The organism is Natronocella acetinitrilica (assembly GCF_024170285.1).
Classification (GTDB): Bacteria; Pseudomonadota; Gammaproteobacteria; order Nitrococcales; family Aquisalimonadaceae; genus Natronocella; species Natronocella acetinitrilica.
On record NZ_JALJXV010000004.1, the window covers coordinates 95,881 to 122,356 of the forward strand.

25 protein-coding genes and 2 tRNA genes are annotated in these 26,476 nt (G+C 61.4%); 26 read left to right on the plus strand and 1 reads right to left on the minus strand.

The annotated features are described in order from the left end of the window. Positions 1–67 precede the first annotated feature (67 nt). From J2T57_RS09220 to J2T57_RS09340, 25 genes are all read left to right on the plus strand, one after another. Positions 68–152 (plus strand) — tRNA-Leu (locus J2T57_RS09220). Between the two features lie 155 nt (positions 153–307). Further along, on the plus strand, positions 308–664 hold the full coding sequence (locus J2T57_RS09225; RefSeq protein WP_253477037.1) for an NADH-quinone oxidoreductase subunit A: 357 nt from the start codon (positions 308–310) through the stop codon (positions 662–664). After that, the gene (locus tag J2T57_RS09230; protein ID WP_253477039.1) at positions 655–1,131 is read left to right on the plus strand and encodes a NuoB/complex I 20 kDa subunit family protein; all 477 of its coding nucleotides are present in this window, start codon (positions 655–657) and stop codon (positions 1,129–1,131) included. Before J2T57_RS09225 ends, J2T57_RS09230 begins: the two co-directional genes overlap by 10 nt. Before the next feature lie 21 nt (positions 1,132–1,152). Continuing rightward, positions 1,153–1,887, plus strand: a complete 735-nt coding sequence (locus tag J2T57_RS09235; RefSeq protein ID WP_253477041.1) for an NADH-quinone oxidoreductase subunit C — start codon at positions 1,153–1,155, stop codon at positions 1,885–1,887. After that, positions 1,880–3,133 (plus strand): NADH-quinone oxidoreductase subunit D, encoded by a 1,254-nt coding sequence (locus J2T57_RS09240; RefSeq protein WP_253477044.1) that lies wholly within the window; start codon positions 1,880–1,882, stop codon positions 3,131–3,133. Before J2T57_RS09235 ends, J2T57_RS09240 begins: the two co-directional genes overlap by 8 nt. Then, positions 3,130–3,633, plus strand: a complete 504-nt coding sequence (locus J2T57_RS09245) for an NADH-quinone oxidoreductase subunit NuoE family protein (RefSeq protein WP_253477047.1) — start codon at positions 3,130–3,132, stop codon at positions 3,631–3,633. The genes J2T57_RS09240 and J2T57_RS09245 overlap by 4 nt, the downstream gene beginning before the upstream one ends. A 2-nt stretch (positions 3,634–3,635) precedes the next feature. Then, entirely contained in the window at positions 3,636–4,928 is a 1,293-nt protein-coding gene (gene nuoF / locus J2T57_RS09250; protein WP_253477050.1) for an NADH-quinone oxidoreductase subunit NuoF, read from the plus strand. After that, positions 4,925–7,327, plus strand: a complete 2,403-nt coding sequence (gene nuoG, locus J2T57_RS09255) for an NADH-quinone oxidoreductase subunit NuoG (RefSeq protein WP_253477053.1) — start codon at positions 4,925–4,927, stop codon at positions 7,325–7,327. The genes nuoF and nuoG overlap by 4 nt, the downstream gene beginning before the upstream one ends. Positions 7,328–7,429: 102 nt before the next feature. Continuing rightward, positions 7,430–8,452, plus strand: coding sequence for an NADH-quinone oxidoreductase subunit NuoH (gene nuoH, locus J2T57_RS09260; RefSeq protein ID WP_253477056.1), 1,023 nt, complete (start codon positions 7,430–7,432; stop codon positions 8,450–8,452). A 23-nt stretch (positions 8,453–8,475) separates the two neighbouring features. After that, entirely contained in the window at positions 8,476–8,955 is a 480-nt protein-coding gene (gene nuoI, locus J2T57_RS09265) for an NADH-quinone oxidoreductase subunit NuoI (RefSeq protein WP_436262688.1), read from the plus strand. A gap of 42 nt (positions 8,956–8,997) precedes the next feature. Beyond that, a complete protein-coding gene (locus J2T57_RS09270; protein ID WP_253477829.1) occupies positions 8,998–9,609 on the plus strand; it encodes an NADH-quinone oxidoreductase subunit J in 612 nt (203 codons plus the stop codon). Between the two features lie 27 nt (positions 9,610–9,636). Further along, positions 9,637–9,942, plus strand: a complete 306-nt coding sequence (gene nuoK / locus J2T57_RS09275) for an NADH-quinone oxidoreductase subunit NuoK (RefSeq protein WP_253477062.1) — start codon at positions 9,637–9,639, stop codon at positions 9,940–9,942. 5 nt (positions 9,943–9,947) lie between these two features. After that, entirely contained in the window at positions 9,948–11,942 is a 1,995-nt protein-coding gene (gene nuoL, locus J2T57_RS09280; protein ID WP_253477065.1) for an NADH-quinone oxidoreductase subunit L, read from the plus strand. Positions 11,943–12,021: 79 nt separating this feature from the next. Next, positions 12,022–13,539 carry an NADH-quinone oxidoreductase subunit M gene (locus J2T57_RS09285; RefSeq protein WP_253477068.1) on the plus strand — a complete coding sequence of 506 codons (1,518 nt, stop codon included), beginning with the start codon at positions 12,022–12,024 and terminating at the stop codon, positions 13,537–13,539. Between the two features lie 59 nt (positions 13,540–13,598). Then, entirely contained in the window at positions 13,599–15,047 is a 1,449-nt protein-coding gene (nuoN, locus tag J2T57_RS09290) for an NADH-quinone oxidoreductase subunit NuoN (RefSeq protein WP_253477070.1), read from the plus strand. A 6-nt stretch (positions 15,048–15,053) separates the two neighbouring features. Beyond that, entirely contained in the window at positions 15,054–15,386 is a 333-nt protein-coding gene (locus J2T57_RS09295) for a DUF2818 family protein (RefSeq protein ID WP_253477073.1), read from the plus strand. 58 nt (positions 15,387–15,444) lie between these two features. Continuing rightward, a tRNA-Met gene (locus J2T57_RS09300) sits at positions 15,445–15,521 on the plus strand. 186 nt (positions 15,522–15,707) lie between these two features. Further along, positions 15,708–16,163: a ribosome maturation factor RimP gene (gene rimP / locus J2T57_RS09305; protein WP_253477076.1), complete on the plus strand. Its 456-nt coding sequence runs from the start codon at positions 15,708–15,710 to the stop codon at positions 16,161–16,163. A 44-nt stretch (positions 16,164–16,207) separates the two neighbouring features. Further along, on the plus strand, positions 16,208–17,707 hold the full coding sequence (nusA, locus tag J2T57_RS09310; protein ID WP_253477078.1) for a transcription termination factor NusA: 1,500 nt from the start codon (positions 16,208–16,210) through the stop codon (positions 17,705–17,707). Positions 17,708–17,788: 81 nt separating this feature from the next. Beyond that, on the plus strand, positions 17,789–20,455 hold the full coding sequence (infB, locus tag J2T57_RS09315; RefSeq protein WP_253477081.1) for a translation initiation factor IF-2: 2,667 nt from the start codon (positions 17,789–17,791) through the stop codon (positions 20,453–20,455). Further along, positions 20,452–20,835: a 30S ribosome-binding factor RbfA gene (rbfA, locus tag J2T57_RS09320; RefSeq protein WP_366519085.1), complete on the plus strand. Its 384-nt coding sequence runs from the start codon at positions 20,452–20,454 to the stop codon at positions 20,833–20,835. Before infB ends, rbfA begins: the two co-directional genes overlap by 4 nt. Before the next feature lie 48 nt (positions 20,836–20,883). Beyond that, positions 20,884–21,756, plus strand: a complete 873-nt coding sequence (gene truB, locus J2T57_RS09325) for a tRNA pseudouridine(55) synthase TruB (protein ID WP_253477087.1) — start codon at positions 20,884–20,886, stop codon at positions 21,754–21,756. Positions 21,757–21,895: 139 nt separating this feature from the next. Next, positions 21,896–22,165, plus strand: coding sequence for a 30S ribosomal protein S15 (gene rpsO / locus J2T57_RS09330; protein ID WP_253477091.1), 270 nt, complete (start codon positions 21,896–21,898; stop codon positions 22,163–22,165). 41 nt (positions 22,166–22,206) lie between these two features. Then, entirely contained in the window at positions 22,207–24,306 is a 2,100-nt protein-coding gene (gene pnp, locus J2T57_RS09335) for a polyribonucleotide nucleotidyltransferase (protein ID WP_253477094.1), read from the plus strand. 183 nt (positions 24,307–24,489) lie between these two features. Further along, a complete protein-coding gene (locus J2T57_RS09340; RefSeq protein WP_253477097.1) occupies positions 24,490–24,702 on the plus strand; it encodes a cold-shock protein in 213 nt (70 codons plus the stop codon). Positions 24,703–24,772: 70 nt separating this feature from the next. Here J2T57_RS09340 and J2T57_RS09345 read toward each other — a convergent pair whose 3' ends face one another. After that, on the minus strand, positions 24,773–25,747 hold the full coding sequence (locus J2T57_RS09345; protein WP_253477100.1) for a hydrolase: 975 nt from the start codon (positions 25,745–25,747) through the stop codon (positions 24,773–24,775). 33 nt (positions 25,748–25,780) lie between these two features. Between J2T57_RS09345 and J2T57_RS09350 the strand changes: the two genes are divergently transcribed. Then, entirely contained in the window at positions 25,781–26,473 is a 693-nt protein-coding gene (locus tag J2T57_RS09350; protein ID WP_253477103.1) for a haloacid dehalogenase type II, read from the plus strand. Positions 26,474–26,476: the final 3 nt, after the last annotated feature.

The following is a 26,476-nucleotide window of genomic DNA, read 5'->3' on the forward strand; positions in this document are numbered from 1 at the left end:
CTGCGGTGCGTCGGGATTGGTAGAATTCCCGAGGTTTCGGCGAGGGACCGTCCAGTTCAAGCAAGATGCGGATGTGGTGGAACTGGTAGACACGCTGTCTTGAGGGGGCAGTGGCGAAAGCCGTGCCGGTTCGAGTCCGGCCATCCGCACCATCTCGCCTTACCGGCGCCGGTAGTTTCTTTCCGGTAAGTCACTGTATTTTAAAGAATTTTTAATGGGTTTAGGTTGACACCGAGGCGGTGACTGCTCTACACTGCGTCGCCGTGTATGGGTGCCTTTCGGCCGCCCGATCGACGGAGTGACGCCCATGGTTGAGAATTATCTGCCGATCCTCCTGTTTGTCATCGTCGGGCTGGGCATGGGCGCTGTGCTCCTCGCTGCCGGGTTCATTCTCGGGCCAAGTCGACCCAACGACGAGAAGCTGTCCCCCTACGAATGTGGTTTCGAGGCATTCGAAGACAGTCGAATGAAGTTCGACGTCCGGTACTATCTCGTTGCCATCCTGTTCATCATCTTCGATCTTGAAATAGCGTTCCTTTTCCCGTGGGCAATTGTGCTCGACGAAATCGGTCTGTTCGGCTTTGCATCCATGGCCGTTTTCATCGCAATTCTCCTGATCGGCTTTCTCTATGAATGGAAGAAGGGGGCTCTGGAATGGGAGTAGAGGGCGTACTCGAGAAGGGCTTCGTCACCACGTCCGCCGACAAGCTCATCAATTGGGCGCGAACGGGTTCTCTCTGGCCAATGACCTTTGGCCTGGCCTGTTGTGCGGTAGAGATGATGCACGCCGGGGCTGCCCGCTACGACATGGACCGCTTCGGTATCATTTTCCGACCCAGTCCCCGCCAATCCGACGTGATGATCGTCGCTGGAACCCTGTGCAACAAGATGGCCCCGGCCCTGCGCAAGGTCTACGACCAGATGTCGGACCCGAAGTGGGTTATCTCCATGGGGTCTTGCGCCAACGGCGGCGGCTACTACCACTATTCCTATTCGGTTGTTCGCGGCTGTGATCGCATCGTTCCAGTCGACATCTACGTGCCTGGCTGTCCGCCCACGGCGGAGGCGCTGTTGTATGGAATCGTGCAGCTGCAGAACAAGATTCACCGGACCAATACCATCGCGCGCTGACGCAGAGGCAGAGGCAGACGCATGTCTGAGAAGCAGGAGCAACTGCTGGAGGGGCTCCGGGCCCGATTTGGCGATCGGCTCACCGGTGCGGAAACGGGGGTCGACATGGCCGCAATCGAGGTTGCGCCCGACCAGCTCTACGATGTTCTCAAGGAGCTGAGTGACAACCCCGATTGCCGGTTTGAGCAACTCACGGATCTATGCGGTGTTGACTATGCCGCCTATGGCGAGGGGGAGTGGATTACCGAGCAGGCCTCCGGTAGCGGCTTTTCCCGGGGCGTGCGGGGCAACAGTTTTGCCCGGCTCGGCCTGACCGGCATCTATGGTGTCGACGAGATCAAGACGAACACCGGGCGGCGCTTCGCCGTGGTGTACCACCTGCTGTCCATGTCCTCGAATGAGCGTCTCCGGGTTCGCACCTATTGCGAGGATGACAACTTTCCGGTTGTCGATTCCGTGGTGAGCATCTGGGCAGGGGCCAATTGGTTCGAGCGTGAAGCGTTCGATCTGTACGGGATCGTTTTCGACGGGCACCCGGATCTGCGCCGCTTGCTGACCGATTACGGTTTCGTCGGACACCCATTCCGCAAGGACTTCCCCCTGATCGGCAATGTAGAGGTCCGCTATAACGAGGAGAAGGGGCGCGTTGTCTACGAGCCTGTCTCCATACAGCCACGGGTGCTGGTGCCGCGCGTGGTTCGGGATGACAGCCGATACGCGGATCACAATCCTCGGGAGGGTGCCGACAATGGCTGACATCCGTTCCTACACGATGAATTTCGGCCCGCAGCACCCTGCGGCCCACGGTGTTCTGCGCCTGGTGCTGGAAATGGAAGGCGAGGTCATCCGCCGGGCCGACCCACATATCGGCCTTCTGCACCGGGCCACCGAAAAGCTCGCCGAGAGTAAGCCCTACAACCAGAGCATCGGCTACATGGATCGTCTCGATTACGTGTCCATGATGTGCAGTGAGCACGGCTATGTGCTCGCCATCGAAAAGCTGCTGGGGATTACGCCGCCACCCCGGGCACAGTACATCCGTGTGATGTTCGACGAAATCACCCGGATCCTGAATCACCTGATGTGGCTGGGCGCCCACGGGCTGGATGTGGGTGCCATGACGGTGTTCCTGTACTGCTTCCGTGAGCGGGAAGACCTGATGGATTGCTATGAGGCCGTCTCCGGTGCGCGTATGCACGCCACTTATTACCGGCCTGGCGGCGTGTATCGGGACTTGCCGCAGCGTATGCCGCAGTACGATGCGTCGAAGTTTCGCAGCGAGGCGGATCTGAAGCGTCTCAACGCGGCGCGCCAGGGCTCGCTGCTTGATTTCATTGAAGAGTTTACCGAGCGATTCCCGACCTGTGTGGATGAGTATGAAACATTGCTCACCGATAACCGCATCTGGAAACAGCGCCTGGTGGGGATCGGCGAAGTCACTGCCGAGCGGGCCATGGAACTCGGCTTTACCGGCCCCATGCTGCGTGGCTCCGGGGTGGAGTGGGACCTGCGCCGCACGCAGCCCTATGAGGTCTATGACCAGCTCGACTTCGAGATTCCGGTGGGTACCAACGGCGATTGCTATGACCGCTATCTGGTCCGTATCGAGGAGATGCGCCAGTCGAACCGGATTATCCGTCAGTGCGTGGACTGGCTGCGCAGAAATCCGGGCCCGGTCATGGTGGACGATCACAAGATCGCCCCCCCGAGCCGGGAAGAAATGAAGGACGACATGGAGTCGCTGATCCATCACTTCAAGCTGTTTACCGAAGGCTACACGGTGCCCCGCGGCGAGGCCTACGCGGCGGTGGAGGCGCCGAAGGGCGAATTCGGTTGCTATATCGTGTCCGATGGTGCCAACAAGCCCTATCGCCTGAAGGTCCGGGCGCCGGGCTTCGCTCATCTGGCCGCCATGGACGAAATGAGCCGGGGCCATATGCTGGCCGACGTGGTGGCCATTATCGGAACACAGGACATCGTCTTCGGGGAGATCGACCGATGACAACAGACGTACAGGCTGACAACCTGCTTTCTGCGGATGTCCGCCGGGATATCGACCACTGGCTGGCAAAATTTCCGGAAGAGGGCAAGCGATCCGCAGTGATCCCGGCCCTGCACGCCGCACAGGATGCCAACGGCGGGTATCTCACCGAGCCCCTGATGGACGCCGTGGCCGATTATATCGGCATGCCGCGGGTGGCCGTCTACGAGGTGGCCACCTTTTACACGATGTTCGACCTGAGGCCGGTTGGCCGGCACAAGGTGAATATCTGTACCAACATCTCCTGCTATCTCATGGGCTCCGATAGCATCGTGGCCCATTGTGAAAAGAAGCTCGGTATCAGGCTCGGTGAGACCACGCCGGATGGCCGTATCACTCTCAAGATAGAGGAAGAGTGCCTGGCCGCCTGTGTGGGCGGCCCCATGATGGTGGTGGATGGCCACTACCACACCCATCTCAGCCCCGAGAAGGTGGATGAGATCCTGGACAAGCTGGAGTAAGCATGGTCAACGAGGTTTGCTATCAGACGCTGCAGTTCGACGAGCCGTGGACGTACGAGAACTACCTCAAGATCGGTGGATATTCCTCATGGCGGAAGATTCTCGAGGAGAAAATACCGCCAGAGGACATCATCGAGACCGTCAAGAAAGCCAATCTGCGGGGGCGTGGTGGCGCCGGTTTTCCTGCCGGCGTGAAGTGGAGTTTCATGCCGCGCAATGCCCCGGGGCAGAAATACCTGCTCTGCAATTCCGATGAGTCGGAGCCTGGTACCTGCAAGGATCGCGACATACTGCGTTTCAATCCCCACGCCCTGGTGGAGGGTATGGCGATCGCCGCCTATTCCATGGGTGTCACCGTGGGCTACAACTACCTGCGTGGCGAGTTTCATCATGAGCCGTTCGAGCGCTTCGAGCAGGCTCTGAAGGAAGCCTACGAGGCCGGTTTGCTGGGCAAGAACATCCTCGGATCCGGCGTTGACTTCGACCTCTATGGGCATATCGGCGCAGGCGCCTACATCTGTGGCGAGGAATCCGCCCTGATGGAATCGCTGGAAGGGAAAAAGGGGCAACCACGTTACAAGCCACCGTTCCCGGCGCAATTCGGTCTCTACGGCCGGCCCACCACCATCAACAACACCGAGACACTGGCCTCTGTTCCCGTGATCATGCGCAACGGTGCCGAATGGTTTGCCGAGCTTGGCAAACCCAACAACGGTGGCACCAAGATCTTCTGCGTTTCGGGCCACGTCGAGAAGCCCGGTAACTTCGAGATCCCGCTGGGCACTCCGTTCCGCGATTTGTTGCAGATGGCCGGTGGCGTACGTGGCAGTCGCAAGCTCAAGGCCGTCATTCCGGGCGGTTCGTCCATGCCCGTGGTTCCCGCCGACACCATGATGGAACTGGACATGGACTACGACAGCCTGGCCAAGGCCGGTTCCGCATTGGGCTCCGGCGGCGTGATCGTCATGGACGAGACCACCGACATGGTCAAGGCGATCCTGCGCATCAGCCAGTTCTATTACGCGGAATCCTGTGGTCAATGTACGCCGTGTCGAGAGGGCACCGGCTGGATGCATCGCGTCATCAAGCGCATCGTGCGCGGGCAGGGGCGCCCGGAAGACCTCGAGCTGCTGGAGGCCGCCGCCGGGCAGATCGCCGGACACACGATCTGCGCCTTTGGTGAAGCGGCGGCTTGGCCGGTGCAGGCGTTCCTCAAGCACTATCGCCACGAATTCGAGTATTACATCGAGCACAAGCGTTCCCTGGTGGACGCCGAGGCCGGAGCAGCCGCATGAATGCCAAGGTCGAGAACGATCAGGATTTCGTAACGCTTGAAGTCGACGGTGTTGAGATGCGCGCCCGCAAGGGTGCCATGCTCATCGAGGCGACGGATCAGGCTGATATCCATGTGCCGCGGTTCTGTTATCACCGCAAGCTGTCGATTGCCGCCAACTGCCGTATGTGCCTGGTGGATGTAGAGAAAGCGCCGAAGCCCTTGCCCGCGTGCGCAACGCCTGTGGCCGAGGGCATGAAGGTGCGTACACGCTCCGAACGGGCGCTGAAGGCGCAGAAAGGGGTCATGGAATTCCTGCTCATCAACCACCCGCTGGATTGCCCCATCTGTGACCAGGGCGGTGAGTGCGAACTCCAGGATCTGGCCATGGGCTACGGCCGTGGTGTGTCCCGCTTCTCCGAGCGCAAGCGCGTGGTCAAGGATGAAAACCTCGGCCCGCTTATTTCCACGGAGATGACGCGCTGCATCCACTGCACCCGCTGCGTGCGGTTTCTCGACGAGGTGGCGGGGCAGCCGGAGCTCGGAGGCATGGGGCGCGGCGAGCATATGGAAATCTCCACCCTGGTGGGCCATGGCGTCAATTCGGAGATGTCCGGCAACATCATCGATCTCTGCCCGGTGGGTGCGCTCACCTCCAAGCCCTACCGCTTTACCGCCCGTGCATGGGAGATGCTCAGCCATCCGGCCGTCTCGCCCCATGACTGTGTCGGCTCCAATCTGCAGATTCACCACTTGAACGGGCAGATCAAGCGCGTTGTGCCACGGGAAAACGAGTCGGTCAACGAGTGCTGGATCTCGGATCGTGACCGCTTTGCCTATCAGGGGCTTTACGCAGAGGATCGCCTGACCTCGCCCATGATCAAGCGCGATGGTCAGTGGCATTCGGTCGATTGGGAGACGGCTCTGGAAGAGGCATCCAGCCGCCTGCGTGCCGTTGCGGAAGAGCACGGCGCCGAACAACTGGGAGCCCTGCTGTCACCGTCCGCCACCAGCGAGGAAATGTATCTCCTGGGCCGTTTGATGCGGGGAATGGGAAGCCACAACGTGGATGCCCGGCTGCAGACCGGGGATTTTTCCGATCAGGCCGACCGCGCTACATTTCCAGGGATGGGCGTTCCACTGGCGGATATCGATCGGCTGGATGCCGTGCTGCTGGTGGGCAGCAATCCGCGCCATGACCATCCCATCGTCAATCATCGACTGCGCAAGGCGGCACTCGCCGGTGCTCGCGTTCATGTGCTGTATCCGCGCCAGCTCGACCTCAACTACAGCGTTGCAGGTCAGCACCAGGTATCGCCGGAGGAGATGGTGTCCGAGCTGGCGCTAGTGGCCAAGGCGCTGCTGGAGTCCAAGGGAACCGAGCCACCGAAAGGTCTCCATGACCTTATCGGAGACGTGGTCCTGGAGCAGCGCCATCGCGAGCTCGCCACAATGCTCGCCGAGGCCGGGAACGCGGCTCTGATGCTCGGTCCCCTGGTTGAGTCGCATCCAGGGGGCGGTGCCATTCGGCAGCTCGCCCATTTGATCGTGGAACTGGCGGCTGCGCGTATCTGCGTGCTGACCGAAGGGGCGAACCAGGCTGGCGCCTGGCTGCTCGGTGCAGTACCCCACCGGGAGGTCGGTGGTGCGGCATCGGAGCAGGTCGGGCTCGACGCCCGGGCAATGCTGGAGCAGCCGCGGCGCGGCTATCTCCTGCTGGGTCTGGAACCCGAGCATGATTGCTGGGATGGTGCCGCGGCCCTGGAGGCCATGAATCAGGCGCATACCGTTGTCGCCATGACAGGCTATGTCACCGACAGCATGCGCGAGTACGCAGATGTCCTGCTGCCCATCGGGCTATTTGGAGAGAGCTCCGGCTCTTATGTTTCCGCGGAAGGCCGTTGGCAGTCTTTCCCGGGTGTCGCCATGCCTGTGGGTGAAGCCCGGCCCGCCTGGAAAGTATTGCGAGTGTTGGGCAACCTGCTCAAGCTCGATGGCTTTGATTACAACGCGCCGGATGAGGTTGCCGAGGAAGCCCGGCGCCGCTGCGGAGAGCCCGAAGTACGTATGGAGCAGGCCTGGGTTGCGCCGCAGCAAGAGACATCATCTGCCGCAGCGCTGATGCGGGTCGGCACGGCGGGCCTTTACTCGGGGGATCCGCTGGTCCGTCGTGCGGCCGCACTGCAACAGACGGTGCAGGCCGAGACTGCTGGCCAGGTCCGTGTGGCTGCTTCCGTGGCGGAAGAACTTGGTGTCTCCGATGGAGACTCGCTGCAGGTGCAACAAGGTGCGTCGGTAAACACCATGGTTGTGCGCGTTGATGACACGCTTGCAAACGGCGTGGTCTGGGTCAGCCGCGGTGCAGCCGCGGCGGCTGGGCTTGGCGCTGCGGTTGGACCGGTGACGCTCGCTCGCGTATAACGGGCGCCGGTCCTCGTAGACGGGCATGGATTGAACCCGCTCGCCGGAAGCACTGATGGACGGGCTTCGGCGTGTGACAGGTAACTGGGGATTACGACAGCAATGGCGGTACTTACGGAATTGATCTGGACGCTGACGAAGATCATCGCGATCGTCGTTCCAGTGATCCTGTCAGTGGCTTATCTGACCTATGCCGAGCGCAGGGTCATTGGTGCCATTCAGTCGCGTAATGGCCCCAACCGCGTCGGCCCCATGGGCCTCCTGCAGCCATTTGCGGATGTCTTCAAGCTGCTGTTCAAGGAAGTCATCCTGCCGGCAAATGCGAACCGCTTCCTGTTTCTGGTCGCACCGCTGCTGTCCCTGATGCCGGCCCTTGCTGCCTGGGCGGTGATTCCCTTCAGCGAAGGCCTGGTGCTGTCTGACATCAACGCAGGTCTGCTTTACGTGCTGGCCATGACCTCCCTGGGTGTTTATGGGGTCATCATCGCCGGCTGGGCTGCCAACTCGAAGTATTCCATGCTCGGCGCGATGCGCTCGGCGGCACAGATCGTGTCCTACGAGATCGCCATGGGCTTTGCCCTGGTCGGCGTGCTCATGGCGGCAGGCACGCTCAACATGAGCGGTATCGTGCAGGCCCAGGCGGGCGGCCTGTTCCACTGGTTCTGGCTGCCGCTCCTGCCCTTGTTCGTCGTCTACTGGATCTCCGGCGTTGCCGAGACCAATCGCGCACCCTTCGATGTCGCCGAAGGGGAGTCGGAGATCGTCGCAGGCTTCCACGTCGAGTACTCCGGCGTTGCCTTCGCCGTATTCTTCCTGGCGGAGTACGCCAACATGATCCTGATCTCCGGGCTTGCGGTGATCATGTTCCTGGGTGGCTGGTATTCCCCCTTCCATGGCATGCCGCTGCTGGGCCCCCTGTTCGACTGGGTGCCGGGCATCGTCTGGTTCGTGCTCAAGATTTTCCTATTCCTGTATCTGTACCTCGCTTTCAGAGCGACTTTTCCGCGCTACCGCTATGACCAGATCATGCGGCTGGGCTGGAAGGTGCTGATACCGGTGACAGTGGTCTGGCTGGTGGTGGTCGCGTTGCTGATCCTCGCTGGCCTGCCGCCGTGGTTCAACTGATAGGTGGCGCCATGAGTTCGGCAATGAATGATTTCATTCGGACATTCTTTCTGGTGGAGCTTTTCAAGGGGCTGAAGCTGACGGGGCGCAATCTCTTCAAGCGCAAGGTCACGATTCAGTATCCGGAGGAAAAGGCTCCGCAGTCGCCGCGCTTTCGCGGGCTGCATGCGTTGCGCCGATACCCGAACGGCGAAGAGCGCTGCATCGCCTGCAAATTGTGCGAGGCGGTATGCCCGGCGCTGGCCATCACTATCGAGTCGGAGCCGAGGGAAGACGGCCAACGGCGCACGACCCGTTATGACATCGACCTGTTCAAGTGCATCTACTGTGGCTTCTGCGAGGAATCCTGTCCGGTGGACTCCATCGTCGAAACGCGGATTCACGAGTACCACATGGAAGCCCGGGGCGAGAACATCAAGACCAAGCAGGAACTGCTGGCCATCGGTGATCGATATGAGGCGCAGCTGGCAAAGGATCGTGCCATGGATGCGCCGTACCGATAGCACGGTACCAACGACGACGCGGAGACAGGGGCGTGTTTGGTGATTGAACAGCTGGTTTTTTACGTGTTTGCGGCGGTGTTGCTGTTCTCGGCGACCATGGTGATTGCCGTGCGAAACCCCGTGCATGCGGCCCTTTTCCTGGTGCTGGCGTTCTTCAACAGCGCCGTGCTCTGGATCATGGCCGGCGCGGAGTTCCTCGGCATTGTCCTCGTACTGGTCTACGTGGGCGCCGTGATGGTGCTGTTCCTGTTCGTCGTCATGATGCTGGACATCAACATTGCCAAGTTGCGTGAGGGTTTTATCAAGCACCTGTATATCGGCATTCCCGTGGCGGGTGTCATGGTGCTGCAAATGCTGCTGGTGATCGGCTCCGGTGCATTTGCCCCGGCCTCCATGCCGGAGGCGACCATGCCGATCCCCGAGGGGGCGGCCAACACGCCGCTGCTGGGCAGCGTGCTCTATACGGTTTACGTGCTGCAGTTCGAGCTGGCCGCCGTCATTCTGCTGGTGGCGATCATTGCCGCAGTCATGTTGACGCTGCGACGGCGGGAGGGGACCCGCCATCAGGATCCCGCCAAGCAGGTACGGGTGAAGCGTGAGGATCGCGTGCGCCTGGTTGACATACCCGGGCGGCGGAAGCCGGAAAAAGAGTAGCGATCGGGCACCGGAACAGGACACGACATGATCGAACTTTCGGACTATCTGGTACTGGGCGCCATACTGTTTGCGCTCGGCATGGCGGGCATCTTCCTCAACCGGAAGAATGCCATCGTCTTGCTCATGTCCATCGAGCTGATATTGCTGGCGGTGAATTTCAATTTCATTGCCTTCTCCACCTTCATGGGGGACCTCGCCGGGCAGGTGTTCGTGTTCTTCATTCTGACGGTGGCGGCGGCCGAATCCGCCATCGGGCTCGCCATCCTGGTGGTCCTGTTCCGCAATCGGGAGTCCATCAACGTGGGTGACCTGGACAGCATGAAGGGCTGATGCACATGGAGACGGTCTATCTCATCATCGTTCTCGCGCCCTTGCTGGGGGCAATCCTCGCCGGCTTCTTTGGCGCTCAGCTGGGCCGTTCCGGCGCCCACTCGGTGACGATTGCCGGTGTGGGCCTGTCCTGCCTGCTGTCGGTTTACGTCCTGTTCGGGCTGAGCACGGGAAGCATCCAGCCCTTTGATGGCACGGTCTATACCTGGATGCTCACGGACGGCATTCATTTCGAGGTCGGGTTCCTGGTTGACCGGCTCACTGCCATGATGATGGTGGTGGTGACCTTCGTCTCGCTGATGGTGCACATCTACACCATCGGCTACATGGCTGACGAGGAGCACAACTGGCCCTCCGACAGTCTTGCCGGCACCAACGCCTATCAGCGGTTTTTCAGCTATATCGCGCTGTTCACGTTCTCCATGCTCATGCTGGTCATGGCGAACAACTTCCTGCAGCTGTTTTTTGCCTGGGAGGCCGTCGGCCTGGTTTCTTACCTGCTGATCGGGTTCTGGCTCAATCGCCCCACTGCGGTTTTCGCCAACCTGAAGGCGTTCCTGGTCAACCGGGTTGGTGATTTCGGCTTCCTGCTTGGTATTGCTGCCGTATTGCTCTACTTCGGCAGCCTGAACTATGCCGAGGTGTTTGCGGCGGCGGAGGCTAATCCGAACCAGACCATGCAGATCTTCGGCGGGCTCGAGTGGCAGGTGGCCACTGTGGCCTGCATCCTGCTGTTCATTGGAGCCATGGGGAAATCGGCCCAGGTGCCGCTGCACGTCTGGCTGCCGGATTCCATGGAAGGCCCGACGCCCATTTCGGCACTGATCCATGCGGCGACCATGGTCACCGCTGGTATCTTTCTCGTTGCCCGCATGTCGCCGCTGTTTGAACTCTCTGAAGTGGCCTTGAGCTTCATTCTGGTCATCGGCGCGGTGACAGCGCTGTTCCTCGGGCTCATCGGTATCGTGCAGAACGACATCAAGCGGGTGATCGCCTATTCAACCCTGTCCCAGCTTGGCTACATGGTGGTGGCGCTGGGTGCGTCGGCCTATGCCGCAGGCGTCTACCACCTCATGACCCATGCCTTCTTCAAGGCGTTGCTGTTCCTGGGTGCGGGTTCCGTCATCATCGCCATGCATCACAAGCAGGACATGCGCGAAATGGGCGGGCTCAAGAAGTACATGCCCGTGACCTACTGGACCATGCTCCTGGGCACCCTGGCCCTGATCGGCTTTCCGGCATTCTCCGGCTACTTTTCCAAGGACGGCATCATTCTCGCCGTCGCCGAAGCCGATCGCGCAGGTGCCGGGTTTGCCTATGTCTGCGTCTTGCTCGGGGTGTTCGTCACCGCGCTGTACAGTTTCCGACTGCTGTTCCTGGTCTTCCATGGCAAGGAGCGCATGGATCAGCACACCCGGGAGCATTTGCATGAAAGCCCCCGGGTGGTCACGGTGCCGCTGTTGCTGTTGGCCGTACCGTCGGTGCTGATCGGGCTGTTTACGGTGATGCCCATGATGCTGGGCGACTGGTTCGGAGATGCCATCGTGGTTGCGCCCGGCAACGACGTGTTGGCATCCGTGGCGGCCAGTTACGGCAGCGCCTGGGCGCTGGTCGCGCATGGTTTCGTATCGGCACCGCTCTATCTGGCAGCGGCCGGCTTCCTCGTGGCCTGGTACTGCTACATCGTCAATCCGGAATTGCCTGCGCGAATCAGGCAGCGTTTCCCGTTGCCCTACAAGGTGCTCGAGAACAAGTACTGGTTTGATGAGCTGCACCTGAACGTGTTTGCGGGTGCCGGGCGCGGCATGGGGCGGTTTTTCTGGAAGGTGACCGACGCAGGTCTGATCGACGGCGTGCTGGTGAACGGAACGGCCAATGGCATCGGCCGCTTCGCCGCAGTGCTGCGCCGTACCCAGACCGGTTATCTGTACCACTATGCCTTCGTGATGATCATTGGTCTGCTGGTATTGCTGACCTGGTTCGTGTTTGGCGCCTTTTGATGCGTATGGTCCGCGTTACCCGTCGGGCGCCGTTGCGCTCCGGCCCGGACACCTTGAATTGCTGGTAAGGAATTAACGGATGTTGGAATCCTCCTGGCCATTGTTGAGCCTGCTGATCTGGCTGCCGATCCTCGGCGGTGTGGCGGTAGCGCTATTGGGCGATCAGCGCGCCTCTCAGGGTCGTACGTTGGCGCTGGTTGTCAGTGTCCTTGCCTTTCTATTCAGCCTGCTGCTGATCACGGGTTTCGAGCGCGGCACGGCGGCCATGCAGTTCGTGGAACTGCGCCCCTGGGTCGAGGCGTTGGGGGTGAACTACCACCTGGGCGTCGACGGTATCTCCATGCCGCTGATCGTGCTGACGACCTTCTCGACGCTCCTGGTGGTGATTGCCGGCTGGGACCGCATTGCCTACAAGCCGAGCCTTTACCTGGCCTGTTTCCTGATCATGGAAGGGATCGTGGTGGGCGTATTCAGCGCCCTTGATGCGATTCTCTTCTACGTGTTCTGGGAGGCGGTGCTGGTGCCGATGTTCCTGATTATCGGGATCTGGGGCGGCAAGGAGCGCATCTACGCCACCATCAAGTTCTTCCTCTATACCTTCGTCGGCTCGGTACTGATGCTGGTGGCGTTGATCTACCTGCAGTTCCAGGCAGGCAGCTTCGCCATTCTGGACATGTATGGGCTCAACCTCTCCCTGGGCACGCAGATCTGGTTGTTCATCGCCTTCCTGCTGGCCTTCGCGATCAAGGTTCCCATGTGGCCCGTGCATACCTGGCTGCCTGATGCCCACGTCCAGGCCCCCACCGGCGGTTCGGTCATCCTGGCGGCCATCATGTTGAAGATCGGCGGCTATGGCTTCCTGCGCTTCAGCCTGCCGGTGGTGCCGGAGGCAAGCCTGGAACTCGACTGGCTGATGATCGCCCTGTCGCTGGTGGCCGTGGTCTATATCGGTCTGGTGGCGATGATGCAGGAGGACATGAAAAAACTGGTGGCGTATTCCTCCATCGCCCATATGGGTTTCGTGACTCTTGGTTTCTTCATCATATTCGACATCGTCGTGCGCACCGGCGGTAGCGGTGCATTGCTGGCCCTTGGCGGCGGCATGGTGCAGATGATTTCCCATGGCTTCATTTCCGCCGCGATGTTCCTCTGTGTCGGAGTGCTGTACGACCGCATGCATACCCGCATGATCAGGGATTACGGCGGGGTCGCCCACCGCATGCCGGTGTTTGCCGGGCTGTTCGTGCTTTTCGCCATGGCCAACGCGGGTCTGCCGGGCACATCGGGCTTCGTCGGCGAATTCATGGTGATACTCGCCGCCTTCCAGGCGAACTTCTGGTACGCCTTCCTCGCCGGGATGACGTTGATCCTGGGCGCGGCTTACAGCCTTTGGATGATCAAGCGCGTCGTCTATGGCGAGGTTGCAAACGAAAAGGTCTCGGCGCTGCGGGATATCGACGGCCGCGAAAAGCTGGTGCTGGGGATGCTCGCCGTTGCCGTGCTCTGGCTCGGCCTGTACCCGGGGCCGCTGATTACGATCATGGAGCCGTCACTGGCGCAGCTGCTCGAGATCGTGGTCGAGAATGGCGTCAATTGATCAGGAATTGAAAGCCGCTGCGCGGTGTCGCGCGGCGCGGAGTGCTCAGAGGAATCTGTATGACTAATGTCGTGTTCGAGAAGCCGGATCTGCTACTCGCACTGCCGGAAATCTGGTTGCTCAGCATGGCGTGCGTCGTGCTCGTCGTGGATCTGTTCAGCAAGGATCGTGACCACGGGCCGGCATTTCTGCTGACGCAGTTCACTCTGCTGGCCGGCATTGTCATCACCTGGACCACCCAGTGGGGCATCGATGCCACCACGTTCAACGGCAGCTATGTGGCTGACTCCCTTGCCGCGGTACTGAAATCGGCTATCCTTCTGCTGACGTTCCTGGCCTTTGCCTATTCCCGCGACTACATGCGGGACCGTGGGCTGCTCAAGGGCGAGTACTACATGCTCGGCCTGTTCTGCGTGCTGGGCATGATGGTCACCGTCTCGGCGGGTAACCTGCTGACCCTGTACCTGGGCGTCGAGCTGATGTCCCTGTGCCTCTATGCCCTGGTGGCCATCGATCGGGATTCCCCCACCGCCTCGGAAGCGGCCATGAAGTACTTCGTGCTGGGTGCCCTGGCTTCGGGCATGCTGCTCTATGGCATGTCCATGCTCTATGGCGTGACCGGCACCCTGGATCTTGCCATCATCACCGAACTTGCCGGTGACATGGACGAGAATCGCCTGCTGTTCCTTTTCGGGCTGGTGTTCATGCTGGTGGGTGTGGCCTTCAAGTTCGGCGCAGTGCCATTCCACATGTGGGTGCCGGATGTCTATCACGGTGCGCCCACACCCGTGACATTGGTCATTGCCACAGCGTCCAAGGTGGCGGCGGTGGGGCTGTTCCTGCGGCTGATCGGCGAGGGGCTGCTGCCATTGCTGGACAGCTGGCAGCATATGGTCGTCATCCTCGCTGTGCTGTCTCTTGTCCTCGGCAACACCATCGCCCTGGTGCAGACCAACACCAAGCGCATGCTCGCCTATTCCACCTTCAACCATGTCGGCTTCATCCTCATGGGCTTTGTTGCCGGCACGCCCGAAGGCTACGGGGCCGCCACCTTCTACGCGGTGACCTATGCGCTCACCGTTGCTGCCGCGTTCGGTGTAATCATGCTGCTGGCGCGCAAGGGCTTCGAGGCGGACCAGATCACTGATTTCAAGGGATTGAACGAGCGCTCGCCGCTGTTCGCCCTGGTCATGTTGCTGTTGATGATCTCGCTGACGGGCATTCCCGGAACCGTCGGTTTCTATGCCAAATGGATGGTGCTGAAGTCCGTGGTCGAAGCCGGTTTCGTCTGGCTGGCCATACTCGCGGTCATCGGTGCCGTGGTGGGCGCCTTCTACTACCTCCGGCTGGTGCGTTACTGTTACTTCGACAAACCCGAGGGGGAAGGGCCGCGACCGGAGGGCTCTGGTGGCTTCCAGGCGGTGTTGGCGATCAATGGTCTTGCCGTCCTGTGGCTGGGCATTTTCCCCGGAACGCTGGTGGCAATCTGTATGGCGGCGTTTCTCTGAGGCGCAATGAATACGACAGCGGCCTTCCTGTTTCTGTTGCTGGTGGCTCTGGCCGGGGCGAACCTGCCCTGGCTCACAGATCGTGTTTTGTTCATCCTGCGGCCGCCTCCGCAAGGCAAGCGGGAATGGATCCGGCTGCTGGAATGGTTCGTGATGTTCTGTGTGGTGGGTGTGATTGCCGTCGGCCTGGAGTACCGCTCCACGGGTCAGGTAGAGTCCCAGGACTGGGAGTTCTACGTGGTGGTGATCTGTCTGTTCCTTGTTTTTGCGCTGCCCGGATTCATCTACCATCATGATTTGCGTAGACACTTGCGAAAGCGTCGCCGCCGCGCGGCCTGAACGGGCGGGTAATCCCCTTGCAATCGGTGCCGTAGGTAGCTACCATTCGCCCGGCGATTGCGGGGTGGAGCAGTCTGGTAGCTCGTCGGGCTCATAACCCGAAGGTCGCAGGTTCAAATCCTGCCCCCGCTACCAACGTCTAAAGAAAAAAAGGCCGTTCGCGGCCTTTTTTTGTAGCTGGGGTGAGGCCCAGCGCCTTCTGTGGCAGGTCGCGTAAGCGCTGTCGGTGGCTGGAAGGCGTCCGAAACTCTCGGCTACACTTGGTGATTGACGTTGCAAGACTCATGGGCCTTTGGCCCATTTTTTGTTTCTGGAGTGTGGATGGACGCTGTCGGTGATCGGCTCCGCGAACTCTTCGAGCCCGTGGTGACGTCCATGGGCTACGAGTTGCTCGGCGTGCAGTACAAGCCTGCCAAGGGAGAGGGGCTGATGCGGGTCTACATCGATGCCGAGGCTGGGATTACCGTCGACGACTGTGCCTTGGTGAGCCACCAGATCAGTGGCCTGCTGGATGTGGAAGACCCGGTGCCCGGGCACTACCGGCTGGAGGTTTCTTCCCCGGGGATGGATCGGCCGCTGTTCACACCGGAGCAGTTTCAACGTTTCGCCGGTGTCGAGGTGAAAATACGGTTGCAGCGCCTCTGGGAGGGGCGCAGAAGTTTTCGTGGAACGCTGCGGGGTGCCGAGGGCGGTAACGTCATGGTCGAGGAAAACGGCCTGCTCTACACCATTCCCGCCGACCTGATCGACCGCGCCAATGTGGTGGCGGACGTTTGAATTGACTGTCGCGGGCGCTCGATGCCTGGACTGGAGCTGGAAACATGAGCAAAGAGGTTCTGCTGGTCGTTGATGCCATCGCCAATGAAAAGGGCGTGGATCGCGAAGTCATCGTCGAGGCCATTGAGGCTGCACTGGCCTCGGCCACGAAAAAGCGCCACAGCGGCGAGATCGACGTGCGTATCGCCCTCGATCGCCGCAGCGGGGAGCATGAAACCTTCCGCCGCTGGCTGGTGCTTGAAGATGATGCCGAGATGGAGTTGCCCGAGCAGGAGATCTATCTCGGCGATGCGCGCAAGCAGCAGCCGGACATCCAGGTGGGCGAGTACATCGAAGAGCCCATGGAGTCCGTCGAATTCGGCAGAATTGGCGCGCAGACGGCCCGCCAGGTGATCTTCCAGAAGGTGCGGGAAGCCGAGCGTGCCATGGTGGTGGACGCCTATCAGGATCGTGTCGGCGAACTGGTGACCGGTACGGTCAAGAAGGTCGATCGCGGCAATATCATCATGGATCTCGGCGGCAATGCCGAGGCGCTGATTCCCCGTGAGTTCGTCATCCCGCGGGAAGCGTATCGTACCGGCGACCGCATTCGCGGTTACCTCAGGGAAGTTCGTTCCGATGCGCGCGGGCCACAGTTGATCGTATCCCGCACTGCGCCGGAGTTTCTGATCGAGCTGTTCAAGCTCGAAGTGCCGGAAGTCGGCCAGGAGCTGATCGATATCCTCGGCGCGGCGCGCGACCCGGGTTTGCGGGCGAAAATCGCGGTGCGCTCCAATGACCCGCGCATCGATCCCGTCGGGGCGTGCGTCGGTATGCGTGGCTCACGGGTGCAGGCCGTTTCCAACGAACTCTCCGGAGAGCGCATCGACATCATCCTCTGGAACGAGAATCCGGCGCAATTCGTGGTCAACGCCATGGCTCCTGCGGAGGTCCAATCCATCGTGGTGGATGAGGATTCCCACAGCATGGACGTGGCTGTGGTGGAGGATCAGTTATCCCAGGCCATTGGCCGGGGAGGGCAGAACGTCCGCCTCGCCAGTGAACTCAGTGGTTGGGAGCTGAACGTGATGACTGCCGCAGATGCTGAGGCCAAGAGCCAGGCGGAAGCCCAGAAGATCATCGACAGCTTCATGAGCACTCTGGGGGTCGATGAAGAGGTCGCGGGCATTCTGGTGCAGGAAGGGTTCAGCAGCCTTGAGGAAGTGGCCTACGTGCCCGTCTCGGAAATGCTGGAAATCGATGAGTTCGACGAGGATATGGTCGAGGAGCTGCGTGCTCGTGCGCGGGATGCCCTCCTGACACAGATGATTGCCAGCGAAGAGCAGATTGGTGGTGGTAGTCCGGCAGAGGATCTGCTGGCCATGGAGGGCATGGATCCGTCGCTTGCCCAGACGCTGGCCGCTGCCGGAATCGTATCCATGGAAGATCTGGCTGAGCAGGCCGTGGATGACGTGGTCGAGGCTTCCGGGATCGACCCCGAGCGCGCGGCCGCTCTGATCATGAAGGCTCGCGAGCCCTGGTTCGCCGAGCAGCAGGAATCCTGACGAACGGCGCCGGGTGTAACCACCCGGCTTTGCCGCCTCGTGAATGGCGGCGCCACTACGGTCAGGAATGGGGAGAGGTGAATGTCTGAAGTCACGGTAAAACAGTTTGCAGAAGCGGTGGGAACGCCGGTCGATCGTCTGCTCGCGCAATTGGGCGAAGCGGGGGTCGACATCCGCGATGCGGAGGCAGTCCTGTCGGACGAGGACAAGGCAACCCTGCTCGCCCATTTGCGCAAGGCACACGGGCGAGGCGGTGAAGATGCCGGTGCGGTGGAGCCGCGCAAGATCACCCTGCGCCGCAAGAGTCGCAGTGAAATCAAGTTGCCGTCCGCGGGTGGCCCTCGTGGTCGTGGCGCTGCGCCGGCGCGGACGGTCAGCGTGGAGGTGCGGAAGAAACGTACCTACATCAAGCGCAGCGTTGTCGAGGCCGAGCGAGAAGAGCAGGAGGCTGCTCAGCGCGCCGAGGAAGAGCGTCTGGCTGCGGAAGTGGCTGCCCAGGACGCGGCCAAGGTCGTCGAGCAGGTGCCCGAGGAGGCTTTGACCCAGGAAGTCGAGCCGGCGGCATCCGAAGCAGCCCCCGAGCCGGACGTTGCCGGCGATGCGCCGGTCTCCGAGACCGAATCGGTGCCGGAGCCCGTAGCTGAGGTCGCTGCGGAAGGGGACGCTCAGCCGGTCGAGGCCGCCGACGCAGCCAAGGCCGATGAACCTGCCCCCGCTGAAGCGCCGCCGGTTGTTGATCCGGCCACGCTGGAAGCGGAAGCGGAAAATGCCAAGCGCAAGGCCAAGGAAAAGCTCAAGGGCAAGTCCCGCAAGGACGAAGAGGAAGAGGCCGGTCGTCGCCGTGGCAGTCGTGCCCGCAAGGGTCGTGACGGTGGTCGCGACGAATTGCGTGTGGCTGCCGGGCGAGGTGGCAAGCGCAAGCGCAAGGACGGCAAGGCCACTGGTGCCGGCAGCAGCCTGCAGCATGGATTCGAGAAGCCCACCGCCCCTGTGGTTCGTGAGGTTCAGATCCACGAGAGCATTACCGTTGGCGAGCTTGCCTCGCGGATGAGTATCAAGGCGGCTGTGCTGATCAAGGAGATGATGAAGCAGGGTGTCATGGCCACCATCAACCAGGCCATTGATCAGGAAACTGCAGCGCTGCTGGTGGAAGAACTCGGCCACAAACCGCGGGTGGTGAGTGCCAACGCGCTTGAAGAGGAAGTGGTGGCAAGCATGGCCGAACCGGAAGGCGAGCGGGTTGCCCGGGCACCGGTGGTGACCATCATGGGTCACGTTGACCACGGCAAGACCTCGCTGCTTGATTACATACGCAAGGCGAAGGTCACTGCCGGAGAGGCTGGAGGCATCACCCAGCATATCGGTGCCTATCATGTGGAAACCCAGCGGGGCACGGTCACGTTCCTTGATACCCCGGGGCACCAGGCCTTTACGGCCATGCGTGCGCGTGGCGCCAAGATTACCGATGTCGTGGTGCTGGTGGTCGCCGCTGATGACGGCGTCATGCCGCAGACCGAAGAGGCGATTCGCCATGCGCGTGCCGCTGGCGTGCCGCTGGTAGTGGCTGTCAACAAGATTGACAAGCCGGAAGCCGATCCGGATCGCGTCAAGCAGGAGCTGACGACCCACGAGGTCATCCCCGAGGACTGGGGCGGTGATGTGCAGTTCGTACACGTATCCGCCAAGACCGGTGAAGGCATCGACGATCTGCTGGAAGCCATCCTGCTGCAATCCGAGCTGCTGGAACTCACCGCCGTGGCTGATTGCTCCGCGACGGGCGTCGTGGTGGAGTCCAGCCTGGACAAGGGGCGCGGGCCGTTGGCTACGGTACTGGTTCAGAACGGCGAATTGCGTCGCGGCGACGTGATTCTGTCCGGTGTCGAGTACGGTCGCGTGCGTGCCATGCTGGATGAAACCGGCAACACCGTTGAGCGTGCCGGCCCCTCGATCCCTGTTGTGGTGCTGGGCCTTTCCGGACTACCCAATGCCGGTGACGACGTGATGGTCGTGCGCGACGAGCGCAAGGCCCGCGAAGTGGCGGAGCAGCGCAAGGAGCGCCAGCGCGACAAGCGGCTCGCCCAGCAGAAGGCTGCGAAGATGGAAGACATCTTCAATCAGATGCAGTCCGACGAGGTCAATCAGGTCAATATCATGCTGAAGGCGGATGTGCAGGGTTCCGCAGAGGCCTTGACCCAGTCCCTGGCTGAACTCAGCAACGAGCATGTGACGGTCAATGTGATCCAGGCCGGGGTCGGCGGTATCAACGAGTCCGATATCAACCTCGCTCTGGCCTCCAGCGCGATTGTCATCGGCTTCAACGTGCGTGCCGACGCCGCGGCCCGCCGGCTGATCCAGGAAGCCGAGATTGATGTGCGTTACTACAGCATCATCTACGAAGCCATCGACCAGGTGAAGCAGGCCATCAGTGGCATGCTCTCGCCAGAGATTCGGGAAGAGATCATCGGCCTCGCCAATGTGCGTGACGTGTTCAAATCCTCGAAGCTCGGCGCCATTGCCGGTTGCCTTGTGGAAGAGGGCGTGGTCAAGCGCAGCAATCCGATCCGCGTGTTGCGTGACAACGTCGTGATCTACGAGGGTGAGCTTGAGTCGCTGCGCCGCTTCAAGGATGACGTCAACGAGGTTCGCTCCGGTACCGAGTGCGGTATTGGCGTCAAGAACTACAACGACGTGAAGGTCGGCGATCAGATCGAGTGTTATGAGCGATACGAGGTCGCGCGGGAGCTGTGACGGGGCGACAGACACCACGTTCAAGGCGGGTCGGCGACCAGATGCAACGGGAGCTGGCCACGCTGATTCGCGATGAAGTGCGGGATCCGCGCGTCGGTTCGGTGACTGTGTCCGGTGTGGAAGTGAGCCGGGACATGGGGCACGCCAAGGTCTACATGACCGTGCTCGGCGCCGATGCCGATGAAAGCCGGCAGGCTGTCGACATCCTCAATGGTGCGGCGGCATACCTCCGGCGATTGCTCAGCAAGCGCATGGTGCTCCGCTCCACGCCGCAACTGCATTTCCTGCACGACCCGTCGTTTGATCGCGGGGCGCATCTGACTCAACTGATCGACGATGTCATTCGGCGTGAGGACGAGCAGGGTGAAGACCGGTCCTGACGCGTGAAGACGGGCGGCAAGATACAACGGCGACGGGTCGACGGCATCTTGCTGTTCGACAAGCCGTCAGGGGAGACGTCGAATCGCTCCCTGCAGCGGGTCAAGCGCTTGTACAACGCGAAGAAGGCTGGCCACACCGGCAGTCTTGATCCGTTGGCAACCGGGTTGTTGCCGATCTGTTTTGGCGAGGCAACCAAGGTATCCGGGTTCCTGCTGGATGCCGACAAGACCTATTCCGTTCGTTGCCGCCTTGGTGTCACCACGGATACCGGCGACGCCGAAGGGGCGATACGTGAGCAGCGGGCGTTGCCACCCGGCCTGGATGTCGCGATGGTCGAGGCTGCATTGCCCGGCTTTCGTGGCGACATCATGCAGATTCCGCCCATGTATTCGGCGCTGAAGCATGAGGGCAGGCGCTTGTATACGCTGGCGCGACGGGGTGAGGAAGTCGAGCGCAAGCCCCGTGCCGTGTCGATTCACAGCCTGGTTCTGACCTTGCTGAACGAGGACGAGCTGGGACTCGAGGTGGTGTGTAGCAAAGGGACCTACGTGCGCACGCTCGTCGAGGATATTGGTGCCGCGCTTGGCTGTGGTGCCCATGTCACCGCTTTGCGGCGGACCGGCCTCGGCCCGTTTACCGGGCTGCCCATGGTCACTTTCGAAGAACTGCGAGCGCGGGCCGAGAACGGTCCGGATGCGCTTGACGAACTGCTGCTTCCGCCGGAAGCGGCATTGGTGGACTGGCCTGCGGTGCATCTGCCCGAGGATGCCGCGCATTACCTGCAACAAGGCCAGCCGGTCTGGGTGCCGAAGGCGCCGGCTGGCGGTATGGTCAGGGTCTTCGGACCAACGCAGTTTCTCGGGATGGGCGCGGTACTCGACGACGGCCGGGTTGCGCCCAAGCGGTTGTTGGCAACGTGACGTCCTTCGATACAAGTCTGCGGACTGTTGTCATGACCAAAAAACCTTGCGAGCAAGCGCCTTTAGCTTGTTCGTGCGTGGAGGCGCGGATACAATGTCGGGCCTCGTAAAGTCGATCGGAATACCAGGAGTTATCTGAATGTCTCTCAACCCTGATGAGAAAGGCCGCATCGTCAAGGACTTTCAACGGTCTGAAGGTGATACCGGTTCTCCGGAAGTACAGATTGCGTTGCTGACCAACCGCATTACGCATCTGACGCAGCACTTTTCCGAGCACAAGCAGGATCATCACTCCCGTCGTGGTCTGCTGCGCCTGGTCAACCAGCGCCGCAAGTTGCTCGACTACGTGAAGCGCAAGGACCAGACGCGCTACCAGACCCTTATCGAACGTCTCGGCCTGCGCAAGTAACGCGCCTGCTCTTTCTTGACTCAACAGAATAGGTGTTACACGTGAAGCCGGTAACCAAATCCTTTCAGTACGGTGAACATACCGTCACGCTGGAGACCGGCGCCATTGCGCGCCAGGCGACGGGCGCGGTACTAGTCAACATGTCCGACACGGTGGTGCTGGTCACTGCTGTCAGCAAGCCGGACAGCGCGACCCAGCGGGACTTCCTGCCGCTGACCGTCAACTATCAGGAACGGACATACGCGGCGGGCAAGATTCCCGGTGGCTTCTTCAAGCGCGAGGGACGCCCCACGGAAAAGGAAACCCTCACGTCCCGCCTGATCGACCGCCCCATCCGCCCGCTCTTCCCGGAAGGCTTCTACAACGAAACCCAGGTGATCGCCACGGTGATCTCCCTGAATCCGGAAGTTGATCCGGATATCCCTGCGCTGATCGGGACATCGGCGGCGCTAGCCGTCTCCGGTATTCCTTTCGACGGCCCGATTGGCGCGGCAAGGGTAGGCTACAAGGATGGTCAGTTCCTGCTGAACCCGTCGGCCAGTACGCTGCAGGACAGCCAGCTTGATCTCGTGGTCGCCGGTACGGCGGACGCCGTGCTGATGGTGGAATCCGAGGCCAGGGAGCTGCCGGAACAGGTCATGCTCGACGCAGTCCTGTTTGGTCACGAGCAGATGCAGGCAGCAATCAGTGCCATTCGCGAACTGGCGGCTGAGGCCGGCAAGCCGCGCTGGAACTGGCAGTCGCCACCCAAGGATCTGGAACTCGCCGAAAAGATCGATACCGGGTTCCGCCAGCGCCTCGAGGCTGCCTACGGCATTGCCGAGAAGCAGGCACGGAACGAGCAGGTCAACGCGCTGCGTGACGAGGCGGTTGAGCAGCTGGTTGACGACGAAGCCGAAGGCCGTACCAAGGCCGATATCGTCGGCGCATTCAAGAGCCTGGAAAAGCGCATTGTTCGCGGCCGCATCCTCGCCGGTGAGAAGCGCATTGATGGCCGGGATACCCGCACGGTTCGCTCCATCGACATCGAGGTCGGCACACTGCCGCGGACCCATGGCTCGGCGATCTTCACCCGTGGTGAGACCCAGGCTGTCGTGGTGACTACGCTGGGTACGGGTCGCGACGCGCAGATCATCGACGCCATCGAGGGCGAGCGCAAAGAGCCCTTCATGCTGCACTACAACTTCCCGCCCTATTGCGTGGGAGAGACCGGGTTCATGGCTGGCCCGAAGCGGCGTGAGATCGGCCACGGTAAGCTTGCCCGCCGCGGTGTGCAGGCGGTGATGCCGAAGCCGGAAGACTGCCCCTACGTGATCCGGGTGGTCTCGGAGATCACAGAGTCCAACGGTTCGAGTTCCATGGCCAGTGTCTGCGGCACCAGTCTTGCGCTGATGGACGCGGGTGTGCCCATCAGCGCGCCAGTCTCCGGCATCGCGATGGGTCTCATCAAGGAAGGTGACGACTTCGCCGTGCTGACGGATATCCTTGGTGACGAGGATCACCTGGGCGATATGGATTTCAAGGTTGCGGGTACGGCCACTGGCGTGACCGCCCTGCAGATGGACATCAAGATCAAGGGCATCACCCGGGAGATCATGGCCCAGGCGCTGGAACAGGCAGGCACCGGTCGTCTTCATATTCTTGAAGAGATGAACAAGGTGATCAGCCAGTCCCGCTCGGACATGTCCGAGTATGCGCCTCGCATGATCACCATGCGCATCGATCCGGATCGCATCCGCGACGTCATCGGCAAGGGTGGCGCCACGATTCGCGCCCTGACCGAAGAGACCGGCGCCACCATCGATATCAAGGATGACGGTATCGTCACGATTGCCTCGGTGGACAAGGCCGCAGGCGAAGAGGCGCGCCGCCGGGTGGAAGAGTTGACCTCGGATATCGAGGTTGGCCGTATCTACGAGGGTCGAGTGGCCAAGATCATGGACTTCGGCGCTTTCGTCACCATCCTGCCCGGCAAGGACGGCCTGGTGCACATCTCCCAGATCTCCAACGAGCGGGTCAGCAACGTGGCGGACAAGCTGTCCGAGGGCGACATGATCCGCGTCAAGGTGCTGGAAGTGGATCGCCAGGGCCGTGTGCGACTGAGCATGAAGGCGGTGGAGGAGCAGGGCGAAAACGCCTGATCACCGCCGTTCGACCCTGATCTCAAGGCCCTCTGGATCCCGCATCCAGAGGGCTTTTTCGTATTGCTTCCATACAGACCGCATCGTAGGATCAGGGCACTCCGGGGGCCGCGCCGGCGGCTCGCGGAGTTCACATGCGACGACAGTCGCCATTGTCTTTAGTGTCGAGAGGTTTGTTACATCATGGCAGATCGAGAGCAGGGTACGGTCAAGTGGTTTGACGCGGCGAAGGGATTCGGTTTCATCGCGCGTGAAAGCGGCGATGACGTCTTTGTCCACTTCCGTGCCATCCGGGGTGATGGTTTCCGCTCCCTGGAAGATGGTCAGCGCGTTGAATTCGACGTGGTTGAAGGCCAGAAGGGCCTGCAGGCGAACGATGTAGTCAGCGTCGCCTGATCCCCGGCTCCCGCGTCAAGTCTCTGGCGCGGGAGCCTCTGCTCCTCTCGTAACCGCGGCAGCGCTTAATCTAGACCCACCGCAATGCCGTTTCCACACAGTCCGCAATCGCGTTATCAAGCCAGTAGCTGGGCCGCATCGGCGTACCCTGCACGAAACCTACATGCCCGCCCCTGGGGCTGAGTTGCAGGCGAACCATGGATGGCCAGCAACGTGGCAGGGTGGTGACCGGGATGAACGGGTCGTCCGCCGCGTGGATGATCCAGGTGGGCCGTCGAATGTCTCTCAGACGCTGGATCGGTGAACACCTGGCGTAATAGTCCGTCGCGCCGTTGAAGCCGTGAATTGGCGCCGTCAGCCGGTCGTCGAACTGCCAGAGCGTGCGGACGCTATCGAGTGTCGCAACTGCAGCGGGCATGGAGAGGGACTGGTGCTTGCGTCGAACCATGCCCTTGAGATTGCGAACAATCTCCCACTGGTAGACCCGTGCAAACCCCTTGTTAAGGTGTTCGGCACAGGCCGCCAGGTCCAGCGGCGTGGACACTACCACGGCGGCCTGCGCCCCGGCCTTTTCGCCCATTGCAGCCAACCAGTTCAGGGTCACGATGCCGCCCATGGAAAATCCGGTTACGGCAAGCGGTCGTGCCGGGTGCAGCTGGTGAATGTGCTTGATGGTCTCTTCCAGATCCAACCACTCACCGGCGTGAAAAAAGCGGGGAAGGCGGTTGGGTACATCACCGGCGCCGCGAAACTGCATCACCACGCCCTGCATGCCCCGATCCGCCAGCGCCTGAATCAGTCCCAGTACATAGGGGGACCGGGCGCAGCCACCCAGGCCGTGCAGGATCACCACGACGGGTCCCGCCCGCTCAGGCCCCCAGGCCAGCCGGAGTTCGTCGCCGTCGCGCAGGGTGAGGGGGCGCACAGTGATCGCGACAGCGGGCGGGCGGCGAAACAGCACCTGCCACATGGTCTGGCCATGAGCATTGCAAAGCCAGCCGGGCGCCTCGAAGGGGGACACCTCCCTGGAGTTGATGTCTATCATATACTGCCCGAAGTTCCCTGGAGGAGACCGACCATGCCGGATCCGGATCAGTTCAACACCGTCAAGGCTTGCGTATTCGACGCCTACGGTACGCTTTTCGATGTCCATTCCGCTGTTGCCCGGCATCGGCACAGGATCGGCGCGGAGGCCGACGCTGTCTCCGCGCTGTGGCGCCGCAAGCAGCTTGAATACACCTGGCTGCGCAGTCTGATGCAGCGTCATGCGGATTTCCAGACCATCACCGAACAGGCTCTGGACCACGCGCTATCGGTGCACCAGCTGCCGGACGCCTCCCTGCGCCGTGATTTGCTGTCGGCCTATGGTTCGCTGGACTGCTACCCGGAGGTGCCTGCGGTACTCGCTGCACTGCGCGAGGCCGGCCTGCGGACAGCGATACTTTCCAACGGATCCCCCGATATGCTGGCTGCCGCCGTGGACAGCGCTGGTCTGGGCGACCATCTGGACGCGGTACTCAGCATCGAGTCCGTCGGTGTCTTCAAGCCTGATCCACGCAGCTACCGCCTGGCGCTGGATCGCCTGGGTCTCTCGGCACGGCAAGTCCTGTTCCATTCTTCCAACGGCTGGGACGTCGCCGGTGCCGCGACCTTCGGCTTTCATGTAGCCTGGATCAATCGCTTTGCGGCACCCCGGGAGTGTCTGCCTGGCGAGCCCGACGTGGAACTGCAGTCGCTGGAGCCCGTGCCCGGATTGCTGGGAAGAGGCTGATAC